The sequence below is a fragment of the Kitasatospora sp. NPDC091207 genome, assembly GCF_044768625.1.
Lineage (GTDB): Bacteria > Actinomycetota > Actinomycetes > Streptomycetales > Streptomycetaceae > Kitasatospora.
The window spans coordinates 95833-113269 of sequence record NZ_JBIVVS010000018.1 but is presented as its reverse complement, the minus strand read 5'-3'; the positions used below and the strand labels follow the sequence as shown (position 1 = coordinate 113269).

At 69.8% G+C, this 17437-nt stretch carries 21 protein-coding genes; 4 read left to right on the top strand and 17 right to left on the bottom strand.

From position 1 onward, the window contains the following. Positions 1–67: 67 nt before the first annotated feature. Together ACIQTO_RS26520 and ACIQTO_RS26515 are read right to left on the bottom strand one after the other, a co-directional pair. Entirely contained in the window at positions 68–388 is a 321-nt protein-coding gene (locus tag ACIQTO_RS26520) for a DMT family transporter (RefSeq protein WP_402392739.1), read from the bottom strand. Positions 389–452: 64 nt separating this feature from the next. Continuing rightward, positions 453–815, bottom strand: a complete 363-nt coding sequence (locus ACIQTO_RS26515) for a DMT family transporter (RefSeq protein ID WP_402392736.1) — start codon at positions 813–815, stop codon at positions 453–455. A gap of 97 nt (positions 816–912) precedes the next feature. On the opposite strand from ACIQTO_RS26515, the gene ACIQTO_RS26510 reads away from it, so the two are divergent. Together ACIQTO_RS26510 and cutA are read left to right on the top strand one after the other, a co-directional pair. Then, entirely contained in the window at positions 913–1365 is a 453-nt protein-coding gene (locus ACIQTO_RS26510; protein ID WP_402392733.1) for a MarR family winged helix-turn-helix transcriptional regulator, read from the top strand. A 103-nt stretch (positions 1366–1468) separates the two neighbouring features. Further along, positions 1469–1816, top strand: a complete 348-nt coding sequence (gene cutA, locus ACIQTO_RS26505) for a divalent-cation tolerance protein CutA (protein ID WP_402392730.1) — start codon at positions 1469–1471, stop codon at positions 1814–1816. Positions 1817–2000: 184 nt separating this feature from the next. Here the strand turns inward: cutA and metG are convergent, their stop codons facing one another. From metG to ACIQTO_RS26485, 4 genes are all read right to left on the bottom strand, one after another. Next, complete coding sequence (gene metG / locus ACIQTO_RS26500) at positions 2001–3737, bottom strand: methionine--tRNA ligase (RefSeq protein ID WP_402392727.1); 1737 nt, start codon at positions 3735–3737, stop codon at positions 2001–2003. Between the two features lie 273 nt (positions 3738–4010). Continuing rightward, positions 4011–5186, bottom strand: coding sequence for a damage-control phosphatase ARMT1 family protein (locus ACIQTO_RS26495; protein WP_402392724.1), 1176 nt, complete (start codon positions 5184–5186; stop codon positions 4011–4013). Positions 5187–5271: 85 nt separating this feature from the next. Further along, positions 5272–6222, bottom strand: a complete 951-nt coding sequence (locus tag ACIQTO_RS26490) for a phosphotransferase (protein ID WP_402392722.1) — start codon at positions 6220–6222, stop codon at positions 5272–5274. Between the two features lie 174 nt (positions 6223–6396). Beyond that, positions 6397–8364 carry an RICIN domain-containing protein gene (locus ACIQTO_RS26485; protein WP_402392719.1) on the bottom strand — a complete coding sequence of 656 codons (1968 nt, stop codon included), beginning with the start codon at positions 8362–8364 and terminating at the stop codon, positions 6397–6399. A 407-nt stretch (positions 8365–8771) separates the two neighbouring features. Between ACIQTO_RS26485 and argS the strand changes: the two genes are divergently transcribed. Then, on the top strand, positions 8772–10535 hold the full coding sequence (gene argS, locus ACIQTO_RS26480) for an arginine--tRNA ligase (RefSeq protein WP_402392716.1): 1764 nt from the start codon (positions 8772–8774) through the stop codon (positions 10533–10535). Positions 10536–10780: 245 nt separating this feature from the next. Here the strand turns inward: argS and ACIQTO_RS26475 are convergent, their stop codons facing one another. From ACIQTO_RS26475 to ACIQTO_RS26425, 11 genes are all read right to left on the bottom strand, one after another. Then, positions 10781–11245: a GNAT family N-acetyltransferase gene (locus tag ACIQTO_RS26475; protein WP_402392713.1), complete on the bottom strand. Its 465-nt coding sequence runs from the start codon at positions 11243–11245 to the stop codon at positions 10781–10783. Further along, a complete protein-coding gene (locus ACIQTO_RS26470) occupies positions 11242–12087 on the bottom strand; it encodes a hypothetical protein (protein ID WP_402392710.1) in 846 nt (281 codons plus the stop codon). The genes ACIQTO_RS26475 and ACIQTO_RS26470 overlap by 4 nt, the downstream gene beginning before the upstream one ends. Beyond that, a complete protein-coding gene (locus tag ACIQTO_RS26465) occupies positions 12051–12614 on the bottom strand; it encodes a DUF6875 domain-containing protein (protein WP_402392707.1) in 564 nt (187 codons plus the stop codon). The genes ACIQTO_RS26470 and ACIQTO_RS26465 overlap by 37 nt, the downstream gene beginning before the upstream one ends. An 89-nt stretch (positions 12615–12703) precedes the next feature. Beyond that, a complete protein-coding gene (locus ACIQTO_RS26460) occupies positions 12704–13126 on the bottom strand; it encodes a hypothetical protein (protein WP_387884027.1) in 423 nt (140 codons plus the stop codon). Between the two features lie 134 nt (positions 13127–13260). Further along, positions 13261–14109, bottom strand: a complete 849-nt coding sequence (locus ACIQTO_RS26455; protein WP_402392703.1) for a helix-turn-helix domain-containing protein — start codon at positions 14107–14109, stop codon at positions 13261–13263. Between the two features lie 42 nt (positions 14110–14151). Further along, entirely contained in the window at positions 14152–14670 is a 519-nt protein-coding gene (locus ACIQTO_RS26450; protein WP_402392701.1) for a DUF6879 family protein, read from the bottom strand. Then, entirely contained in the window at positions 14645–14884 is a 240-nt protein-coding gene (locus ACIQTO_RS26445) for a hypothetical protein (protein ID WP_387884036.1), read from the bottom strand. The genes ACIQTO_RS26450 and ACIQTO_RS26445 overlap by 26 nt, the downstream gene beginning before the upstream one ends. Before the next feature lie 208 nt (positions 14885–15092). After that, positions 15093–15281 carry a DUF397 domain-containing protein gene (locus ACIQTO_RS26440; protein WP_402392698.1) on the bottom strand — a complete coding sequence of 63 codons (189 nt, stop codon included), beginning with the start codon at positions 15279–15281 and terminating at the stop codon, positions 15093–15095. A 76-nt stretch (positions 15282–15357) separates the two neighbouring features. Then, positions 15358–15552 (bottom strand): DUF397 domain-containing protein, encoded by a 195-nt coding sequence (locus tag ACIQTO_RS26435; protein ID WP_402392695.1) that lies wholly within the window; start codon positions 15550–15552, stop codon positions 15358–15360. Between the two features lie 77 nt (positions 15553–15629). After that, positions 15630–15818, bottom strand: a complete 189-nt coding sequence (locus ACIQTO_RS26430; RefSeq protein WP_402392692.1) for a DUF397 domain-containing protein — start codon at positions 15816–15818, stop codon at positions 15630–15632. A 6-nt stretch (positions 15819–15824) separates the two neighbouring features. Beyond that, positions 15825–16673: a helix-turn-helix domain-containing protein gene (locus ACIQTO_RS26425; protein ID WP_402392690.1), complete on the bottom strand. Its 849-nt coding sequence runs from the start codon at positions 16671–16673 to the stop codon at positions 15825–15827. Positions 16674–16990: 317 nt separating this feature from the next. Between ACIQTO_RS26425 and ACIQTO_RS26420 the strand changes: the two genes are divergently transcribed. Then, positions 16991–17407 (top strand): ATP-binding protein, encoded by a 417-nt coding sequence (locus ACIQTO_RS26420; RefSeq protein ID WP_402392687.1) that lies wholly within the window; start codon positions 16991–16993, stop codon positions 17405–17407. Positions 17408–17437: the final 30 nt, after the last annotated feature.

Genomic DNA, 17437 nt, shown 5'->3' with positions numbered 1-17437 from the left:
TCGCGCGGATGGCCCGAGGCCGGGGCGATGCCACGAACGGGTGAAACCCGCTGGTGACGGCGCCGGCTCAGATTCCGGCGGCGAGCTTCAGGGTGATCGCGCCGGCGATGATCGAGGCGAAGGAGATCAGCTTGGGGAGGGTGATCCGCTCCTTGTAGAGCACCGCGCCGAAGACCACGGTGCCGATCGAGCCGAGCCCGGTCCAGATCGTGTACCCGACGCTGACGTCGAGGGTCTTGAGCGCCTGGCTCAGGGTGAAGACGCCGGCCGCGGCGGCGACCAGGGTGAACACGGACGGCCAGAGCCGGGTGAAGCCCCGGGTGGCGTTGGTGCCGAGGGCGAAGGCGATTTCGAAGACGACGGCGATCGCGAGGAAGACCCAGGCCATGACGGACTGCTCCTGTGGGTGAGAGGGGTCGGTGTGTCGAACTGCGGTACCGGGCGGGGGCGGTTCAGGCCGAGGCCGCCTCCCGGCCGCCGAACCGGTCGGCGAGCTTGAGGCCGAGCACCCCGCCGATGATCAGCACGAAGGCGACCGCCTTTCCGGCGTTCATCGACTCGTGGAAGATCAGGGAGCCGAGGAGGACGGTGCCGACCGAGCCGATCCCGGTCCACACGGTGTAGCCGACGCCCACGTCGAGGGTCTTCAGCGCCAGGCTGAGGAAGAAGATCCCGCCGGCGGCGGCCGCGGCGCTGAGCAGTGACGGCCCCAGCACGGTGAAGCCGTGGGTCGCGTTGGTGGCGAGCGCGAAGACGACCTCGAAGACCGAGGCGATGAGCAGGTGGATCCAGGCCATGAGAACCCCCGGGGTCATAGTTGTTGTATGTATGTGCAAGTAGATCTCTGCTGGGCAAGAGCATGCATGTACAAGTAATCTGTGTCAACCACCCCGCCCGGCCAGGGAGCAGCCCATGTCCACCCGACCCAGTCCCACCGGCGAAGACGCGGACGCCCGGATGTGGAGCCGGCTGACCGCTCTGCACACGCACATCGAGAGCCGCCTGGCCACCGCCCTCCAGCGCCGGCACGGCCTCGGGCTCTCCGAGTACCGCGCCCTCGGCCTCCTCGCCGAAGCGCCCAAGGGGGAGCTGCGGATGCAGGACCTCGCCGCCGGCCTCGGCCTCAACCAGAGCTCCGTCACCCGGCTGGTCGCCCGCCTGCACGCCGCCGACTTCACCTACCGGGACTCCTGCCCGGACGACAAGCGCGGCGTCTACACCGTCCTCACCGCCACCGGCCGCGCCCGTCAGGAGGAGGCCCGGACCACCTACCGGGAGACGCTCACCGCGAGCCTCGACGAGGCCGCCAGCGACGCCCCCGACATCGCCACCGTCCTCACCGCGGCCCGCGACACCCTCGCCTGAACGCCGGTGCTGTGCCTCGTCACGCCGTCACCCCCGTGCGGCGGAGGGCGGCCGGTCCGATGTCCCGCTCGGCGTGACGGCGGCCCGGCGGTACGGTCGCGCCATGGCAGCTTCCACTCCTGACGTCGTCGTCGTGACCACGACCCACGACACCGAGGACAAGGCGCGCGCCCTGGCCGTCGCCGCGGTGCGCGCACGCCTGGCCGCGTGTGCGCAGGTCCACCCCGTCCGGTCGGTCTACTGGTGGGACGGCGAGGTGCGGGAGAGCGCCGAGTGGCGCGTCGACCTCAAGACCCGCGCCGAGCTGGTCGCCCGGCTGGCGGCCTTCCTCGCCGAGGAGCACGACTACGACACGCCCGAGGTCATCGCCGTCCCGGTGGTGGCCGGCAGCGCCGACTACCTGGCCTGGGTGGCCGCCGAGACCGCCGGTTCGGCCCGGCGCACCCCCTGACCGCACCCCCTGACCGCCCGCCCGGCTCTGCCGGGGGTCCGGACACCGGTACGGCGCACCCCCCTGACCGCCCGCCCGGCTCTGCCCGGGGGCCCGCTGCACCGGTGCGGCGCGGCCCCGCTGCCGGCCGGAGGCAGCGGGGCCGCGCCGTCGGGCCGCTGTCGCGGCCCGGTACGACTCGCCGTCAGGTCTGCTCGCCGCCGCCGAAGCGGGTGGTCCAGGCGGCCAGGTCCTCGTCGGTGATCTTGGCGAAGAGCACCGGCGGCACGGTGAACGCGGTGCCCGCCGGGACGAAGTCCAGCGTGCGCGCCTCCTCGGCACCCACCCAGGCGCGCGTCCGGGCCGGGGCGTCGTCGGCGAGCGCGAACGCCTCCCGCATGGCCTGCGCCGCGGCCGGGATGAACGGCTCGGAGACCACCGCGTACAGGTGGATCAGGTTCATCGCCGTCCGCAGGGTCAGCGCGGCGGCCTCGGGGTCGGTCTTCACCTGGAGCCAGGGCGCCTTCTCGTCCAGGTAGGCGTTTCCGGCGCTCCACAGCGTGCGCAGGCTCTGCGCGGCCTTGCGGAAGTTCAGCGCCTCCAGCTGGGCCTCGTACTCGGCCAGCAGCTCGACGATCTGCGCGCCCAGCCGCTCCTCCGCCTCGCCCGCCGTGTGACCGGCGGGGACGTCGTCGCCGAACCGCTTGCGGCTGAAGGTGAGCACGCGGTTCACGAAGTTGCCGAGGGTGTCGGCGAGGTCCTTGTTGACGACCGAGGCGAAGAGGTCCCAGGAGAAGCTGGAGTCGTCCGACTCGGGGGCGTGCGCCATCAGGAAGTAGCGCCAGTAGTCGGCCGGCAGCAGCTCCAGCGCGACGTCGGTGAAGATGCCCCGCTTCTGGCTGGTGGAGAACTTGCCGCCGTAGTACGTCAGCCAGTTGAAGGCCTTGACGTAGTCGACCTTCTTCCAGGGCTTGCGCGAGCCGAGGAGGGTGGCCGGGAACATCACCGTGTGAAACGGGACGTTGTCCTTGGCCATGAACTCCGTGTACCGGACGGTCTCGTCGGCCTCGTACCACCAGGACTTCCAGTCCCGGACCTCGCCGTCGGCCGCCGCGTCCGCCCACTCCTTGGTGGCGCCGATGTACTCGATCGGGGCGTCGAACCAGACGTAGAAGACCTTGCCCGCGGCCGCCAGCTCCGGCCACACATCGGCCGGCACCGGGACGCCCCACTCCAGGTCACGGGTGATCGCGCGGTCCTGCAGGCCCTCGGTCAGCCACTTGCGGGCGATCGAGGAGGCGAGGACGGGCCACTGGTCGCCGTGCGCGTCGACCCAGGCCTCGACCTGCTCGGTCAGCTTCGACTGGAGCAGGAAGAGGTGCTTCGTCTCCCGCACCTCCAGGTCGGAGCTGCCGCTGATCGCCGAGCGCGGCTCCAGCAGGTCCGTCGGGTCGAGCACCCGGGTGCAGTTCTCGCACTGGTCGCCGCGGGCCTTGTCGTAGCCGCAGTGCGGGCAGGTGCCGACGATGTACCGGTCCGGCAGGAACCGTCCGTCGGTGACCGAGTACACCTGGCGGATCGCCCGCTCCTCGATGAACCCGTTGGCGTGCAGCTCGCGGGCGATCTCCTGGGTGATCTCCCGGTTCTGCCGCGACGAGCTGCGCCCGAAGTGGTCGAACGACAGCCGGAACCCGTCGTAGACGGCCTTCTGCTGGTCGTGCGCCCGCGCGCAGAACTCCGCGACCGGCAGCCCGGCCTCCTGGGCGGCCAGCTCGGCCGGCGTCCCGTGCTCGTCGGTGGCGCAGATGTACAGCACCTCGTGCCCGCGCTGCCGCAGATAGCGGGAGTAGACGTCCGCCGGGAGCATGGACCCGACCATGTTGCCCAGGTGCTTGATCCCGTTGATGTACGGAAGGGCGCTGGTGATCAGGTGCCGAGCCATCCTCGGATGCTCCAATTTCTCCCGCACGCACCCCAGCCCGGAGTGCCGTGACAGGCGCAGGGTCTGGGGGCCGCAACGGAGTTCCGGCACGCGCGGCCGGACTCCGGGCTGCCACAGAGCGACGTTCCACTGTGGGCGTGCGCAGTGTATCGAAGCCGGGGCGGCCGCTTCTCGCCCATTTCGCCGGCCGGACGGCTGGTCGGCAGCTGATCGGACGGCTGGTCGGGCAGCCGGTCGGACAGCTGGTCGGGCGATCTCCGGGGCGACTCGCCCTCACCGCTCCGGCGGCCTCCGGTGGACCTGGACCACCGCGTACCGGCCGCCGGTGCGCCACCCGGCCCCGGTGGCGTCGAGCCGGGCGACGACCGCCGGCTCGACGCCCACGACCACCTCCGACTTGAGCGTCCGCAGCGCCGCGACGGACGACGGGAAGTGCTCCACCACGTCCGCGAACGGGGTGGTCGGCGGCCAGAGCCGGTCGCCCACCAGGCGCCGGTAGTTGAGGTCCCCCTTGAAGACCGTCAGCGCCGCACCGGCGAACTCCGCCCGGAGCTCGGCGGGCAGCTCGTGGAAGGTCAGCGGCGCACAGAAGAACGCGTGCGTGCGGACGGCGAGTTCGCCCGCGCCGAGCGCCCGCCACAGCCGCCGGCCGACCGCCGCCGCCCGGGGCGAGGGGGCCGCCCGCAGGCGCTCGACCGTGGCGAGCAGATCGGCCGTGGTGGCGTCCGAGACGAAGTACGGCCGGGGCTTCACGTACAGCACCACCTCGGCCGCCAGGCCCTCGGTGAGCAGGTGGTCGACCAGCACCAGGTCCGGCAGCAGCTCCCGGCCGGCGTTGTCCGCGACGACGCAGACCCGCCCGCCCCGGGCCCGCTCCAGCTCGGCCCAGAACAGCGCACCGTCGTCGACGACCAGGCCGGAGGCGGCTCCGTCGTCGTCCGTCGCCGTCATCCCGAAGCTGAGGTCCGCGCGGTTGCCCCACAGCGCGGACGCCAACAGGGCCTCCTCGCGCTGCCGTCGGGGCAGTTCGCCCAGCGGCTCCAGTGCCGCCAGCTCGTCGTCCACCGCGGGGCCGGCCAACTCGGCTGCCTTGAACGGGCCGAAGGGGTCGATGCCCCGCCACGCTCCGGGCCGGAACCAGCCGGTGGCGTCGAGCAGCCGGTGGTAGAACCAGTTCTCCGCCCACAGGAACGGCGCCTCGCCCCAGGGCCGGCCCCACAGGCCTTCGCCCCACGCCAGCCACCGCTCCCGGTCGTGCACGCCCTCGCCCGGCGGCTCCAGGACGCCCGTGGTGCTCTCCGTCAGCAGCCCCCGCACCGCGGCCCGCTGGGCGGGCCCGTACGGCAGCGCGTCCAGGACCTGCCGGACGAGCTCCGGGTGGCGTTCGTGGAACACGCTCCACGGGAAGGAGCCGGGGGCGGCACTGCGGATCACGGGTGCGGTCGGCACGTACGGCTCGTCTCTGTCGGTCGGTCGGCGTCGCCCGGTCCGGTCGGCGCGGTCCGGTCCGGGCCGGAAGGAGTGGTCCGGTCCGTCAGTGCCACCCGGTCCGGTGGGCGATCCAGGTCCGTCCGACCGCCGCCATCCGGGCCTGGTAGTCGCGCAGGTAGGGCACCCCGGGCGGGGCCGGGAGGCGGGAGTTGCGCTCCCAGTATCCGGCCTGGGCGACCGCGAACGAGGTGACCGCCTCCGGCGGGGCGTCACGCCAGGAGGCGGCGGTCCCGATCAGGGCCTCGGCCCGGCCGGGGGTGTGACCGGCCCGGATCAGCTGCGGGAGGAGGAAGGCCGGGTCGATCCAGGCGGCGCCCTGGTGGAGGTAGCTCCAGTCGACGGCGAGGGCCGTCCCGTCGCGCAGCAGCATGTTGTCGGCGCGCAGGTCCACGTGGAGGAGGCAGTCACCGCCGGAGTGGTCGAACCAGTCGCGCTCGACGGCCGCCAACCGCTCGATGTGGCGGGCCGACCAGGGGTCGAGCTCGGCCTGCTCCGCGCCGAGGACGCGCCAGCCGTGGAAGCGGTCCCCGAGAACGGCGGCCACGGTCGGGCCGTCGGGTACCGGGGAGGGGCTGAGTGTTTCGGGGAGCGCGTCGAGGAGCCCCAGCACCGCGGGCAGGTCGGGAGAGCCGGGCCCGAGGTCGGGGTGGCCTCCGGCGAGGTCCTCGAAGGCCATCAGCAGCCAGCCCCCGCCCTCCCAGGAGTCGATCATCCGGGGCGCGGGTACCCGGGGCCCGAAGCCGCGGTTGACGGTCGCCTCGGTGGCGTACGTGGGGTGGATCGGATGGTCGGTGGCGACACCCTTGAGGAACAGTGCCCGACCGTCGGCGAGCGCGGCCCGCACCGCGAGCCCCGGGCTGAACCCGGCCGTCTGCGTCGTCGCCGCGACCACGGGCGAGCCGAGCACCGATCGCACGGACTCCCGGACGGCGTGCGGGAGTCCGCTCCAGGAGGGCCGCACGGAGCTGGCGGAGAAGAGATCGTTCGAGGTCACAGCGGATTCCCAGCCTCGGGTGCTTCGGTCGGCCGAGCCTATTCCGGGCCCGGAACCGGTTCCACCGACTTCTCCGGGCCCGGCGGCGGCGGACGGCACGTCCGTCCGCCGCCGGGCCCCGCGGTCGCGCGGGCGACTCGGATCACCGTGGGGCACGGCCCGAGGACGGGGCGTTCAGAGGAGCTGGAAGGACCACTCCTGCTTCCAGCCGCCCTCGCAGCTCCACACCCCGAGCTGCTTGAAGTCGGAGTCGTGGGTGAGGCAGTCGTCGTCGGAGATCTGGATCCGGTACTTGCCGTTGCCCAGGCTGACGAACTGCCACTTCTGGTTGGAGGTGTTGCCCCAGGCCTGCTGCTCGGCGACGTACGTCTCGGGGTTCTCGGTGAGGTTGTAGCCGAGGTCGTTGACGATCCGGTAGCGGTCGCCGCCCAGCGGCTTGATGGTCCAGCGGGACCCCTTGTATCCCAGGATCCCGCCCACGATCGGCGCGCCCCAGCTCGCGGTCTCGTTGGGGGCGCTCGCGCCCAACCCGTTGGAGAGCTTCAGGAACAGCGGCCGTTCGGTCGGGACGCTCGCGCCGCCGCCGGTGGTCGGGGGCTTCGGGTCCTTCGGGTCGGTCGGAGTACCCGGTTCGGCCGGGGTGATCACGCCGCCGGACTGGGACTCCAGGACCCACTCCTGCTGCCAGCCCTGCTTGCAGGTCCACACGCCGAGCTGCTTGAAGTCGGCGTCGTGGGCGAGGCAGTCGTCGTCGGAGATCCGGATCTGGTACTTGCCGTTGCCGACTCCGACGAGCTCCCACTTCTGCCGGGAGGAGTTGCTCCACGGCTGGAGTTCGGCCATGTAGTTGCTGTTCTCGGTGAGTTCCAGCCCGTAGGAGCTGGTGATCCGGTAGCGGCCGCCGCCCACCGGGGTGAGCTTCCACTTGGACTCGTTGCCGCCCCGGATCCCGGGGACGACCGACGCGCCGGCGGAGCCGCCGACCGGGACGGCGCCCAGCCCGTTGGAGAGCTTCAGGTACACATCGGCGCCGTTGGCGGGTGTGGTCGGGGTGGTGGTCGGCGGGGTGCCGCCCCAGGCCCAGTTCTGGTTGGGCGCGTCCCGCCGGTCCTCGGAGCCGCAGGCCCAGGCCGCCACCGTGCTGCCGTTGGCGGTCCGGCCGCTGAAGTCGTCGACGCAGACGTCCTTGGACCGGTCGTCCTGGTCCGTCATGTGCCGAAAACCGCCGCTCGCCGACATGTTCCAGCGCTGACCGGGGATCTCCAGGCAGTCCCAGACCTGGAGCTTGGCCCCGTTCGCCGCGTTGTTGTCCGCCAGGTCCAGGCACTTGCCGTTGGCCGCCCGGAGTTTGTACCCGTTGTAGGTCCACTTCTGGGCGTCGCCGCCGTTGCACTCCCACATCTGCACGGGGGTGCCGTTCGCGGTGCCGTTGCCGCTGACGTCCAGGCAGGCGTGGTTGCCGGCGCTGGAGTCGGGGGTCAGGCTGCCGGTCCGGCTGCCGTAGCCGGACCGCGCGGGGAAGTGGATGGTGCGCACGTCGCCGTCGCACTTGTAGGGCCGCGCGGTGCCCATCCGGCAGGTCCACGGCTCCTTCTTGACGGTGTCGCCGTCGTTGCCGACGAACGCCCAGTTCATGTAGCCGCCGTCGCCCCGGTTACGGAAGGTCGAGTCCCCCTGGAAGACCCAGATCCGGAACTTGTCGTAGCCGGAGGGCTCCTTCTTCTCCTTGTCCAGAAAATGGTTGAGCTTGTAGGTGGTGTCGAGCAGCACCCCCCTCATATCGGCCTTGTGCTCGTTCGTGAACCATTCGGTGTCGTAGAGGTCGGTGCCCACGGTCTTGAACACCATGACGTTGAACCCCGGAAACTTCTGGCTCAACTTCGTCGCGGTGTTCTGGGTGAACTCCGCGTTGTCCAGTTTGTTGAGGTTGGCGGCACTGTGCATGAGCTTGATCGTGTCGAAGGCGGAGCTGATCAACGAGCTCATGCAGTTGCCGCCACCAGGCACGGCCGGGGTCCCGCAGGTCTTGTCCACGGGGCCCGCCGCCGGCGCGGCCTGGGCCTGCGCCGTCAGGCCGGAGGTCAGGGCGACCGCGGCGACCCCGCAGGCGAGGGCGCGTTTGAGGCGGGACAGGGGTTTCATGTCAGAAGCATCTTTCGGCTCGGCTCGGCGACATCTTTCTTGTCGTCAGAGACGGACGATAGGGCCGCGAATTCGTCGTCCCGGGATTCCTGACGCCATCCATACGGCGCGGCCGGAAAGTTTGACGCCCATTCGCGTGCGACGGATTCCGCCGGGCCGCGCCGAAGCGGTCGGACCCGCCCGGCCGGCGCCCGCGCGCCGGCCGGTGGCCGGTGGGCACGGGGCCGGCCGACGGCTGCCCACCGCGTCCCCCGGGGGCGGGCCACGGGGGGACGGCCCGGCGGGCCGGGAGAGCGGGTCCCGCCCGTCCGCGGCCGCTAAATCAGAGGTGAACGATCGGTCCGCGGCCCTACCATTCAGGCCCATTGGCGGCGAGGCAGCCGTTTCGCGCCGGAGAGGGAATCCCCGTGACTGAGGTAATCGCAGTGATCGGCCTTGCTGAGCACGCCGTGTCGGCCGCCATGGCCCGCGTCCTGCCGGCTGAGCTGTCCGGGCGAGACCCTCTCGTCCGACCCTCCGAGCACGCCGACTTCCAGTCGAACGCCGCCCTGTCGCTGGCCAAGCGGGCCGGGCTCCCGCCGCAGGCCCTGGCGCGGGAACTCCTGGGCGAGCTGGACGGCGGGGTGATCTCGGCGACGCTGTCCGGCCCCGGGTTCCTCAATCTGACGGTGGCGGACTCGCGGCTCTGGGGGCAGGTCGAGGCCCGGCTGGCGGGCGAGCGGCTGGGCGTCGGCGTCCCGCTGGCCGGCACGCGCACCGTCATCGACTACTCGGCGCCGAACATCGCCAAGGAGATGCACGTCGGCCACCTGCGGACGACCGTGATCGGTGACTCGCTGGTCCGGCTGCTGACCTTCCTCGGCGGCGAGGTCGTGCGGCAGAACCACCTGGGCGACTGGGGGACCCAGTTCGGCATGCTGATCCAGTACATCGACGAGCACCCCGACGTGCGGTGGCGCGGTGGCGACACGGGTGCCGACGCCGGCGCGCAGGTCTCCGTGCTCGACGGTCTGTACCGGGCGGCACGGCAGGAGTTCGACGCCGACCCGGAGTTCGTCGAGCGGGCCCGGCGGCGGGTGGTGGCCCTGCAGGGCGGCGACGAGTCCACGCTGACGGTGTGGCGGGAGCTGGTCGCGGTGTCCGCCCGGGCGTTCCAGCAGCTCTACGACCGGCTCGGAGTCCTGCTCACCGAGCAGGACTCCGCCAGCGAGTCGACGTACAACCCGTTCCTGGACGAGGTCGTCGGGGAACTGGTCGAGGCCGGCATCGCGGTCGACAGCGACGGCGCGCTGTGCGTGTTCTTCGACGACGTCACCGGCCCGGACGGTGAGCCGGTGCCGCTGATCGTCCGCAAGAAGGACGGCGGCTACGGCTACGCGGCCACCGACCTGGCCACCCTGCGCCACCGGATCCGGACGCTCGAAGCGGACCGGATCCTGTACGTCGTCGACGCCCGGCAGTCCCTGCACTTCCGGATGGTCTTCGCCACCGCCCGCCGGGCCGGCTGGCTCACCGACGAGGTCGAGGCCGTCCATGTGCCGTTCGGCACGGTGATGGGGCCCGGCGGTACTCCGTTCAAGACCCGCTCCGGCGGCACGGTGCGGCTCGCGGAGCTGCTGGACGCGGCGGTCGAGGGGGCGCGGGAGGCGATCGCCGAGAAGCCGCACGACCTGACCGGCGAGGCGCTGGAGGACGTGATCCGGGCGGCCGGGATCGGCGCGGTCAAGTACGCCGACCTGTCGACCTCCCGCGCGAAGAACTACGTCTTCGACATCGCGCAGATGGTCTCGCTCCAGGGCGACACCGGCGTCTACCTGCAGTACGCCCACGCCCGGGTCCGGAGCATCCTGCGCAAGGCCCCGCAGGAGGCGCTCGACCGGCCGGTCGACACCTCGCTGCCGCTGCACCCCGCGGAGCGCGCGCTGATCCTCCTGCTGGACGGGTTCGACGCCACCGTGCGCGAAATGGCCCAGGAGCTGGAGCCGCACCGGCTCTGCGGGTACCTGTTCTCGCTGGCGAAGGCCTTCACCGAGTTCTACGGTGCCTGCCCGGTCCTCAAGGCGGAGGCGGCCGCGATGCGGGCGAACCGGGTGGCCCTGTGCCGGCTGACCGCGCGGACCCTGGCCCAGGGCCTGGACCTGCTCGGCCTCCAGGCCCCGGCCCGGATGTAGCAGATGGTTACCCCGGTGGGCGGGACTATGCGCCTACCGGGGTCTCGCGCAGGGTCCTCTTTAAGCGTGCGCAGCGCCGCGACGGGCGAGGGAAGTGCCCGACGGCCTCCGCGAACGACGTGGTCGGCGGCCCAAGCCGGTCGCCGACCAGGTGCCCTTGACGATCGTGAGTGCCGCGCCGGTGAACTCCCCCGAGAGGTCGACCTTGGGCACCTGCACCTCAGAGGGTCCGGCCATGTCGTGACTCACGGACGAAGCAATCGAACTTCGTAACGCTCAAATCCGTCCTCCGCCCCCGTGTGGGAGAACCCGGCCTTGGCCAGCACGAGGCCAGAGGCCGAGTTGTCCGGGTGGTGTTTGGCCCGCACGACCGGAAGGCGCAAAGCACCGAAGGCCAGGGCCAGGAGACGGGTTGCCGCCTCGGTGGCGTAGCCCTGGCCCCAGGCGTTCGGTCGCAGGATGTAGCTCAGCGTGCCGGCACCATGGGCTATGCCCAGCTTGGCGATGCCGACCAGGTCGCTGGCGGCTTCAATGCCGAGGATGAAGTGCGTCCGAGGAGACAGTCCGGCCGCTACCACGGCCCGGCTGACGTAGATCCTGGCTTCATCCTCACTCATTGGGCCCCGGGCCAGATACCTGACCGACGCGGGACTGTAGATCCGCTGGAGAGCCTGCTCGTCCCCGGCCCGCAGTTCCCGCAGCCGGATCACATGCTCACCGCCGCCAAAGTGTCACCGAGGTCGGCGGCGGTCGGCCGATCAGCCGGCCCGGAGAGCAGCACGGGACGGAGCACGTCCTGAAGCTCCGGCCATGGCGTCGCCGGGGCAAGAGGCAGTTTCCCCGTGGCGATGGCGTCGCGCAGCCCATCGGGTCCGGCCTCTTTCCGGTCGATTCCGGCCGCCTGGTAATCGAGCGGCCAATCGCCGGTCGCGCAGGTCCAGAGCACTCCCGACAGGGCATACACCTCTGCGGCCGGTGACGTCTTGACCGGCTGCGACCCGGCGGAGATCCAGGCGGCCAGCTCCGGTGCCATCAGATGCACCATGGCCCCCTGGAAGGAGGTCCAGGGCGTTGTCCCCTCGTGCCATGACCAGGCGAAGTCGATCAGCTTCACCTCGCTCTCGGTGTGGATGCCGTGCGACGGCTGCAAATCGCCGTGTACCCAGCTGGCGGCGTGGAGGCCGGCGACCGCGCGACATAGATCGACTGCTCCGGCGAGCGCGATCGGACGGCCGGCGGCCCCTTCTCGGGCGGCTCGGAAGACCTCCCAGGTAGATCGCCCAGCCAGCCACGGCGTGACGAACCAAACGGCCTCACCAGCTCGGCCTGCCGTGACCGTGTAGCCGGAGAGCTGATCCAGAACCGACGCCTCTCGCGCTGTCACCTCGGCGACCTCCCCTGTCCCGAGCTTGATGGCGACAGCGGCCATGGGGCCGGTGGCTTTCCAGACGGCAGAGCCGCGTCGGTCGGTGATCTCCTTCAGCTCGACCGGCCCGCAAACAGCTTCCGCGGCTTTCACCGCTTCCGGGGGACAGGAAGCGAACTCGCCCATGCTCGTACTGCCTTCCACTCACAGGGGGTGTGCTCGAACACGTCGAGCCCATCGTCTTCGGCAGCGGCCAGTGCCGCAGCGAGATCGGGCGTGTCCTTCAGGAACTTCGGGTCTCGTGGGCGGACGGATGCCCGCACTGGCAGGAACGAGAACGGGGCCGGCGAAATGCTCTGGCCGAAGCGGTCCCGCTCCTGTACGCCCCTGGCGAACTTGCCGAACATCACTCCAACTGGCCCGTACAGGTTCTTGAGCGCCCAGTGTGGCCAGGTCATCAGCTCGCGGTGGTCAGCGTCAGTGGTTTGGCCGAGGATGACGATGTTCTCGCAGGTGAGGACACCGTTTGTTCTGCGTGCCAGGGGTCGGACCCACTCCGCAGCCTGAACCCCGGCGTGGAACAACTCGGTCTCGACGGCGTACAGGTGGGCGCCGGGAGCGATCTCGTATACGGTCCAGCCGGTCATGCCACGAGCCTGGGAGGGTTCGAGGAACGGGCAGTGCTCGGCCAGCGCGTTGACGTAGTCGGTCACGTTGACGCTACGCGGATTCTCTGACCTGGCCTCGATGAGGCGGAGCGCCCCGGCGGTAGGCCGGGGCGCTCCGCCCGTTGGGGCGGTGATCACCGGGTGGTCTTCTCCGGCACCACATCATCGCCGTCACCGGGGCCGGGCTTGGGGCCGCAGTCCCACTCGGCCACCACGGTGCCGGTCTCCCGGTACTGCGCCAGGGCTTCGGTGTTGAGAGTGCCGTCGGCGTTCGTGAACCAGATCTCGGGGAGCGGCCCGTACGCCTCCTCGTACGCCTTCACCCAGGCGATGTGGCCGTGGCCGGCCCACGCGATGTGGGACAGCTCCTGCCCGGCGTGCGCGATGGTGAACTCGCGGTGTGCCTGGGTGTTCTGGGCGAGCACGTGCCACGTGGCGTCAATCGCCAGGGAGAACATCTCGGGCGCGGTCTGCCCAGCGTCGAACCGCTGGCCGGCGATCCTGAAGAACCTGCCCAACTCGACCAGCTCGGGGCTGGACTCGATAGTGGTGCTCATCCACTTCCTCCAACAGGTTGGTGGTGCCGCATCCGGCCGGACAGCCGGTATCGGCCTAGACGCTCGGTGATGTCTTCGACGCTAGGGAGAGCGACCAGCGGCCCTCTACGAAGTTGCGACTAGTTGCGAGTCGGTCACCCAATGGCGTCAATGGCGGCCGTGATCACCGCACGAGCGTTCGCTCCGTAGACGGCCATCCGGGACAGCTCGGTGAAGGTCTGGGCGTACAGGGCCATTTCGTGGGGTTGCGTCAGCCGCAGGTGGCCGGAGACCAGCTCGACGGAGGTCTGGGCGTCATCGAACATGTAGAAGTCTTCGGCCGGCGACCGGCTGCGGCCGTGCTGCAACGGGATCACGCCGAAGCTCACGTTCCCGAGCATGCTGATCGTGATCAGGTGCCCGAGCTGCCCCGCCATCGCGTCGGTGTCGCAGACGCTGCCTCGAAGGACCGACTCCTCAACGACAAGCGCGAACGTCCGAGTTCCGGAGAACAGCATGCGCTGGCGCTCCATGCGGGCATGGACAGCGGCTTCGACATCGTCCACGGTCACGCGAGCGCGCTGAACGGCCTGGAGTACAGCAGTGGTGTAGGCCCGCGTCTGGAGCATCCCTGGAATGACCCTGCTGGCGTAGACACGGAACATCCGAGCCCGCTCGTAGAGCGAGTAGACCGCTTCCTGGGCCGGGCGGAGTCCCGCACGCTCCATGCGTCGCCATTCGACGTACATGGACTCGATGGCGCGGGACGCCGTGATCAGGGCCTCGGCCTGGTCGTCGGCTCCGCAGGCGCGGCACCAGGCCCGAATGTCAGCGTCGGTCGGGGCCGCCTGCCCGCTCAGCAGTCTGGAGGTTTTGGACGGGTGCCAGCCACACCGGGCAGACAGCTCTCGGCCGGTGATTCCCGAAGCCTTGAGCACGTCTTCGAGACGTTCCGCGAGTGCCTTCCGGGCAGCGACAACGCTTGATGACGGCGAATACGACATGATGGGCTGGCTGTCGGGGGTGCAGTAGTGACGGAGTGAGGTTCAGACGTTGTACTTCTCGTGTGGCGTCGCGCCGGCCCATACCGCCTCGAACGCCTCGGCACACAACTGCACCGCGGCCGGGTCCTCACTCAGCTCGCCTCCCAATGAGTCGCCGTCACCCGAGAAGTGACCCCAGCGGACGAGCCGGCCGTCGAACAGCCAGAAGTCGTTGCCGGGCAAGGCGAGGTCCGAGGCGTTGCGCCGGGGCAGCCACCGGACCTCTTCACCCGCTGCCACGTTGGGGAACGTGACGTCGTACTCGTAGCGGATGTAGTCGCTCACCGGCTCAGACACGATGCGAGCCCGGCGAATCGCCACACCCCGGCCCGTCGCCTCGGCGATCACGTCCAGCCATGGCCGCCACCATGAGTCGCGGTCGCTGGGATCGAGCCGGTGCCCCGCCTTCCAGGCGATGAAGGCGGGGTCGTCCTGCATGTAGCCGTCGCGCATCTCCAAGTGGACGGCCGAGCGCTGAGTTTTCCTCAGCAGATCGTCAATCTTCGCCGCGCTCAGCGACATCCAGTGCCTCCCTCAAGGCCCGTGCCAGCCGCACGGGCACCCGGACCACGGTCTCGTGGTCGGGAATGTTACCCACCGTCAGGCACTCGGCTTCGGTGTCTGCGTCGATCTTCCAGCCCTGGATGACGAGGTCAAAGGTGTCCTCATCGACCCACACGGTCGGAGAATCGCCATCCGGGGAGTTGGGGTCCTTCGCGATGAACCGTAGCGACACGGTGCCCTCCAAGGATCGTGGGTTGCGAGATCTTGCGCAGTTCCCACCCATGGTGGCTCTGCGAGAGCCGGGCTGTCCGGGGTTCGAGCAACTTGACCCGTGAGGAGCAACGACAACGACGTTGACCGAACGGGTGGTCCTTGTCCGTGCGGGAGTTCGCCTGTCCGGTGGCCCCTTGCGCCTCGCAAGGGGCCACCGGGATGGCTCGTCAGGCGACGAAGTGGTCGAACTCGCCGGCCTTCACCCCGAGGAGGAAGGCCTCCCACTTGCGGTGGGTGGTGCGGACGATGATGTCGCCGGTGTCGGGGTCGCGGATCTCGACCATGTCGTCGGCGGTGCGGACTTCGAGGCACTGGTTGCTGTTCCCGCTGTACGAGGACTTCTGCCAGTCCTGCATGGTTACCAACCCTTCAGATCCATGTACGTGGCCCGGTGGTCCCTTGCATGTGGCAAGGGCAGCCGGAACGATTCGGTTAAGCGGTGAAGTGGTCGAACTCGCCGCGCTTGACGCCTTCGAGCCAGAGGGCGAACTTCCTGGGCGTGGTGACGACGATCGAGTCGGGGGCGTCGGACTCGCGGATCTCGATCAGCCCAGCACCGTTGGTGGAGACCTCCACGGAGTTGCCGCCGTCCTGACTGCTGCTGGTCGACTTCTGCCAGTCGGTCACGCTCATCAGCCTCTCAGATCAGTGGACTTGGACCGGCTGCCCCTTGCGCGTCGCAAGGGGCAGCCGGAACGATTCGTCTAGGCGCCGTGGTGATCGAACTCGCCGGCCCGGATGTCGTGCAGGAAGGCCGCCCACCTACGTGGGGTGGTGCGGATGATGACGTCGGGGGTGTCAGATTCTCGTATCTCGACCATGCCGTCGACGGCGCGTACTTCGATGCACTCGTTGGCCTCCCCGCTCAGTGATGACTTCTGCCAGTCGACCATGCCTTGCTAGCCTTTCAGATTCGTCATTATCTGATGAATGAACGCGCGGGATTCCTCGGGTGTGAGCGCCTTTTCGGCCGTCTCCGAATTGATGCCCCGGTAGGTCTCTAGATCCGCTGTGGAGTGGACGAAATGTGGGCCTTGACTGAGGTCGATCTGGACGATATCCAGCTCCGGAACGGCTCCCGTGGCGAAATATAGGCTCTCGCCGGATCCTGGGAACGTGTCCACGTCGAATGGAATCGCGCGGATCTCGACCCCGGGGCGCTCGGAGTCCTCCAGCAGGCTCCCGAGCTGGTCGCGCAGGACATCCGGGCCGCCGAACTGCATGCGCAGGGCAGCCTCGTGGATGAAGGCGGTGTAGGGCTTGAGCGTGAGGACCTGCTGGCGCTCGACGCGAAATGCCGTGCGGGTGTTGACCTCGTGCCGGGGCGGCGGTGGACGGAGTCGGGCGAAAACCGCCGACGCGTAGCGACTGGTCTGGAGAAGGCCTGGGATGAAGGTCGTGTGCAGGATGGTGAGCGATTCGGCGTGATGCTCCATCTCGGCAATGTCGATGATCCCACTGGGAACTCTTCCTTGGAAGCTGTCCCACCAGTATTTGCGGCGATCATTGGTCATGGCGACGAGTGCGGCGACCAGATCGGAGTTCATGCACTTGCTGGCGATCGCCCAGGAGTGCAGACGGTCGGCGCTGATGCCCGACTTGCCGTTCTCCATCTGTGAAATTTTGGGCACATCGGTGCCAAGAGCTGCCGCCATGGCCTTGGGGGTCATGCCCGCGTGCTCGCGCATCTTTCGCAGCTCGATGCCGAGGCGTTGCTGGCGCACGGTTGGTGACAAGCGTGGTGGCATGCCGATCTCCCCTCGGTCGGAGCTTCCGGTGAAGTCTGCCGCTCCCGTGCCAGAGGGTCCACCCGAACGGACGCCTGCCAGGGGCGGGTCCCTCGGTGGGGTGAATATGTACCGACGCAGTAGCAAATCTTCTACCGCGACTCTAGCGTCGTTCCCACAAAGCTTGCTGACGTATCGCCAGACATCTCGAAGTGCACCCTGGATGGAACGGGCGCAGGCTGCCGACGCCTGTCCTCGTTCCATCGTCGGCGGGGGTAGGCCACGAGTGGATGGGCCCGTCATCAATGCCCTCACCTCAACTGGACTGGAGACAGTCGATGTTGCTCCCGCTCCTTCGCCCGGTCGACTCCGACCCGGCCGTCGAGTTCAGGCTCGACCTCTTCCCGCCGGCCCTGCCGGAGATCGTCGGGGCGCTCCGCCGCCTCCTGCGCGATACCCTCCGCAGCCTCCGCCTCGACCCCGAGGCCCCCTGCCTGATCCTCTCCGAGCTGGTCACCAACGCCCTGCTCCACGGCGACGGCCCGCCGACCGTCGTGCTCGAACTCCGTTGCGGCAGGCTCTACATCGCCGTCTCGGACGCCTCCGCTGCCCCCGTCGTCCGCCCGGCTCCGGACGACTCCCGTACAAGCGGACGGGGGCTTGACCTGGTGGGCGCGCTTGCCGATGAGTGGGGTGTGAAACCTATCGGGCCGTACGGCAAAGCGGTGTGGGCCACGATCACGGTCGGCGGCTGATGAGCGCCGTCCTGCTCGCCGTCCTGCTGC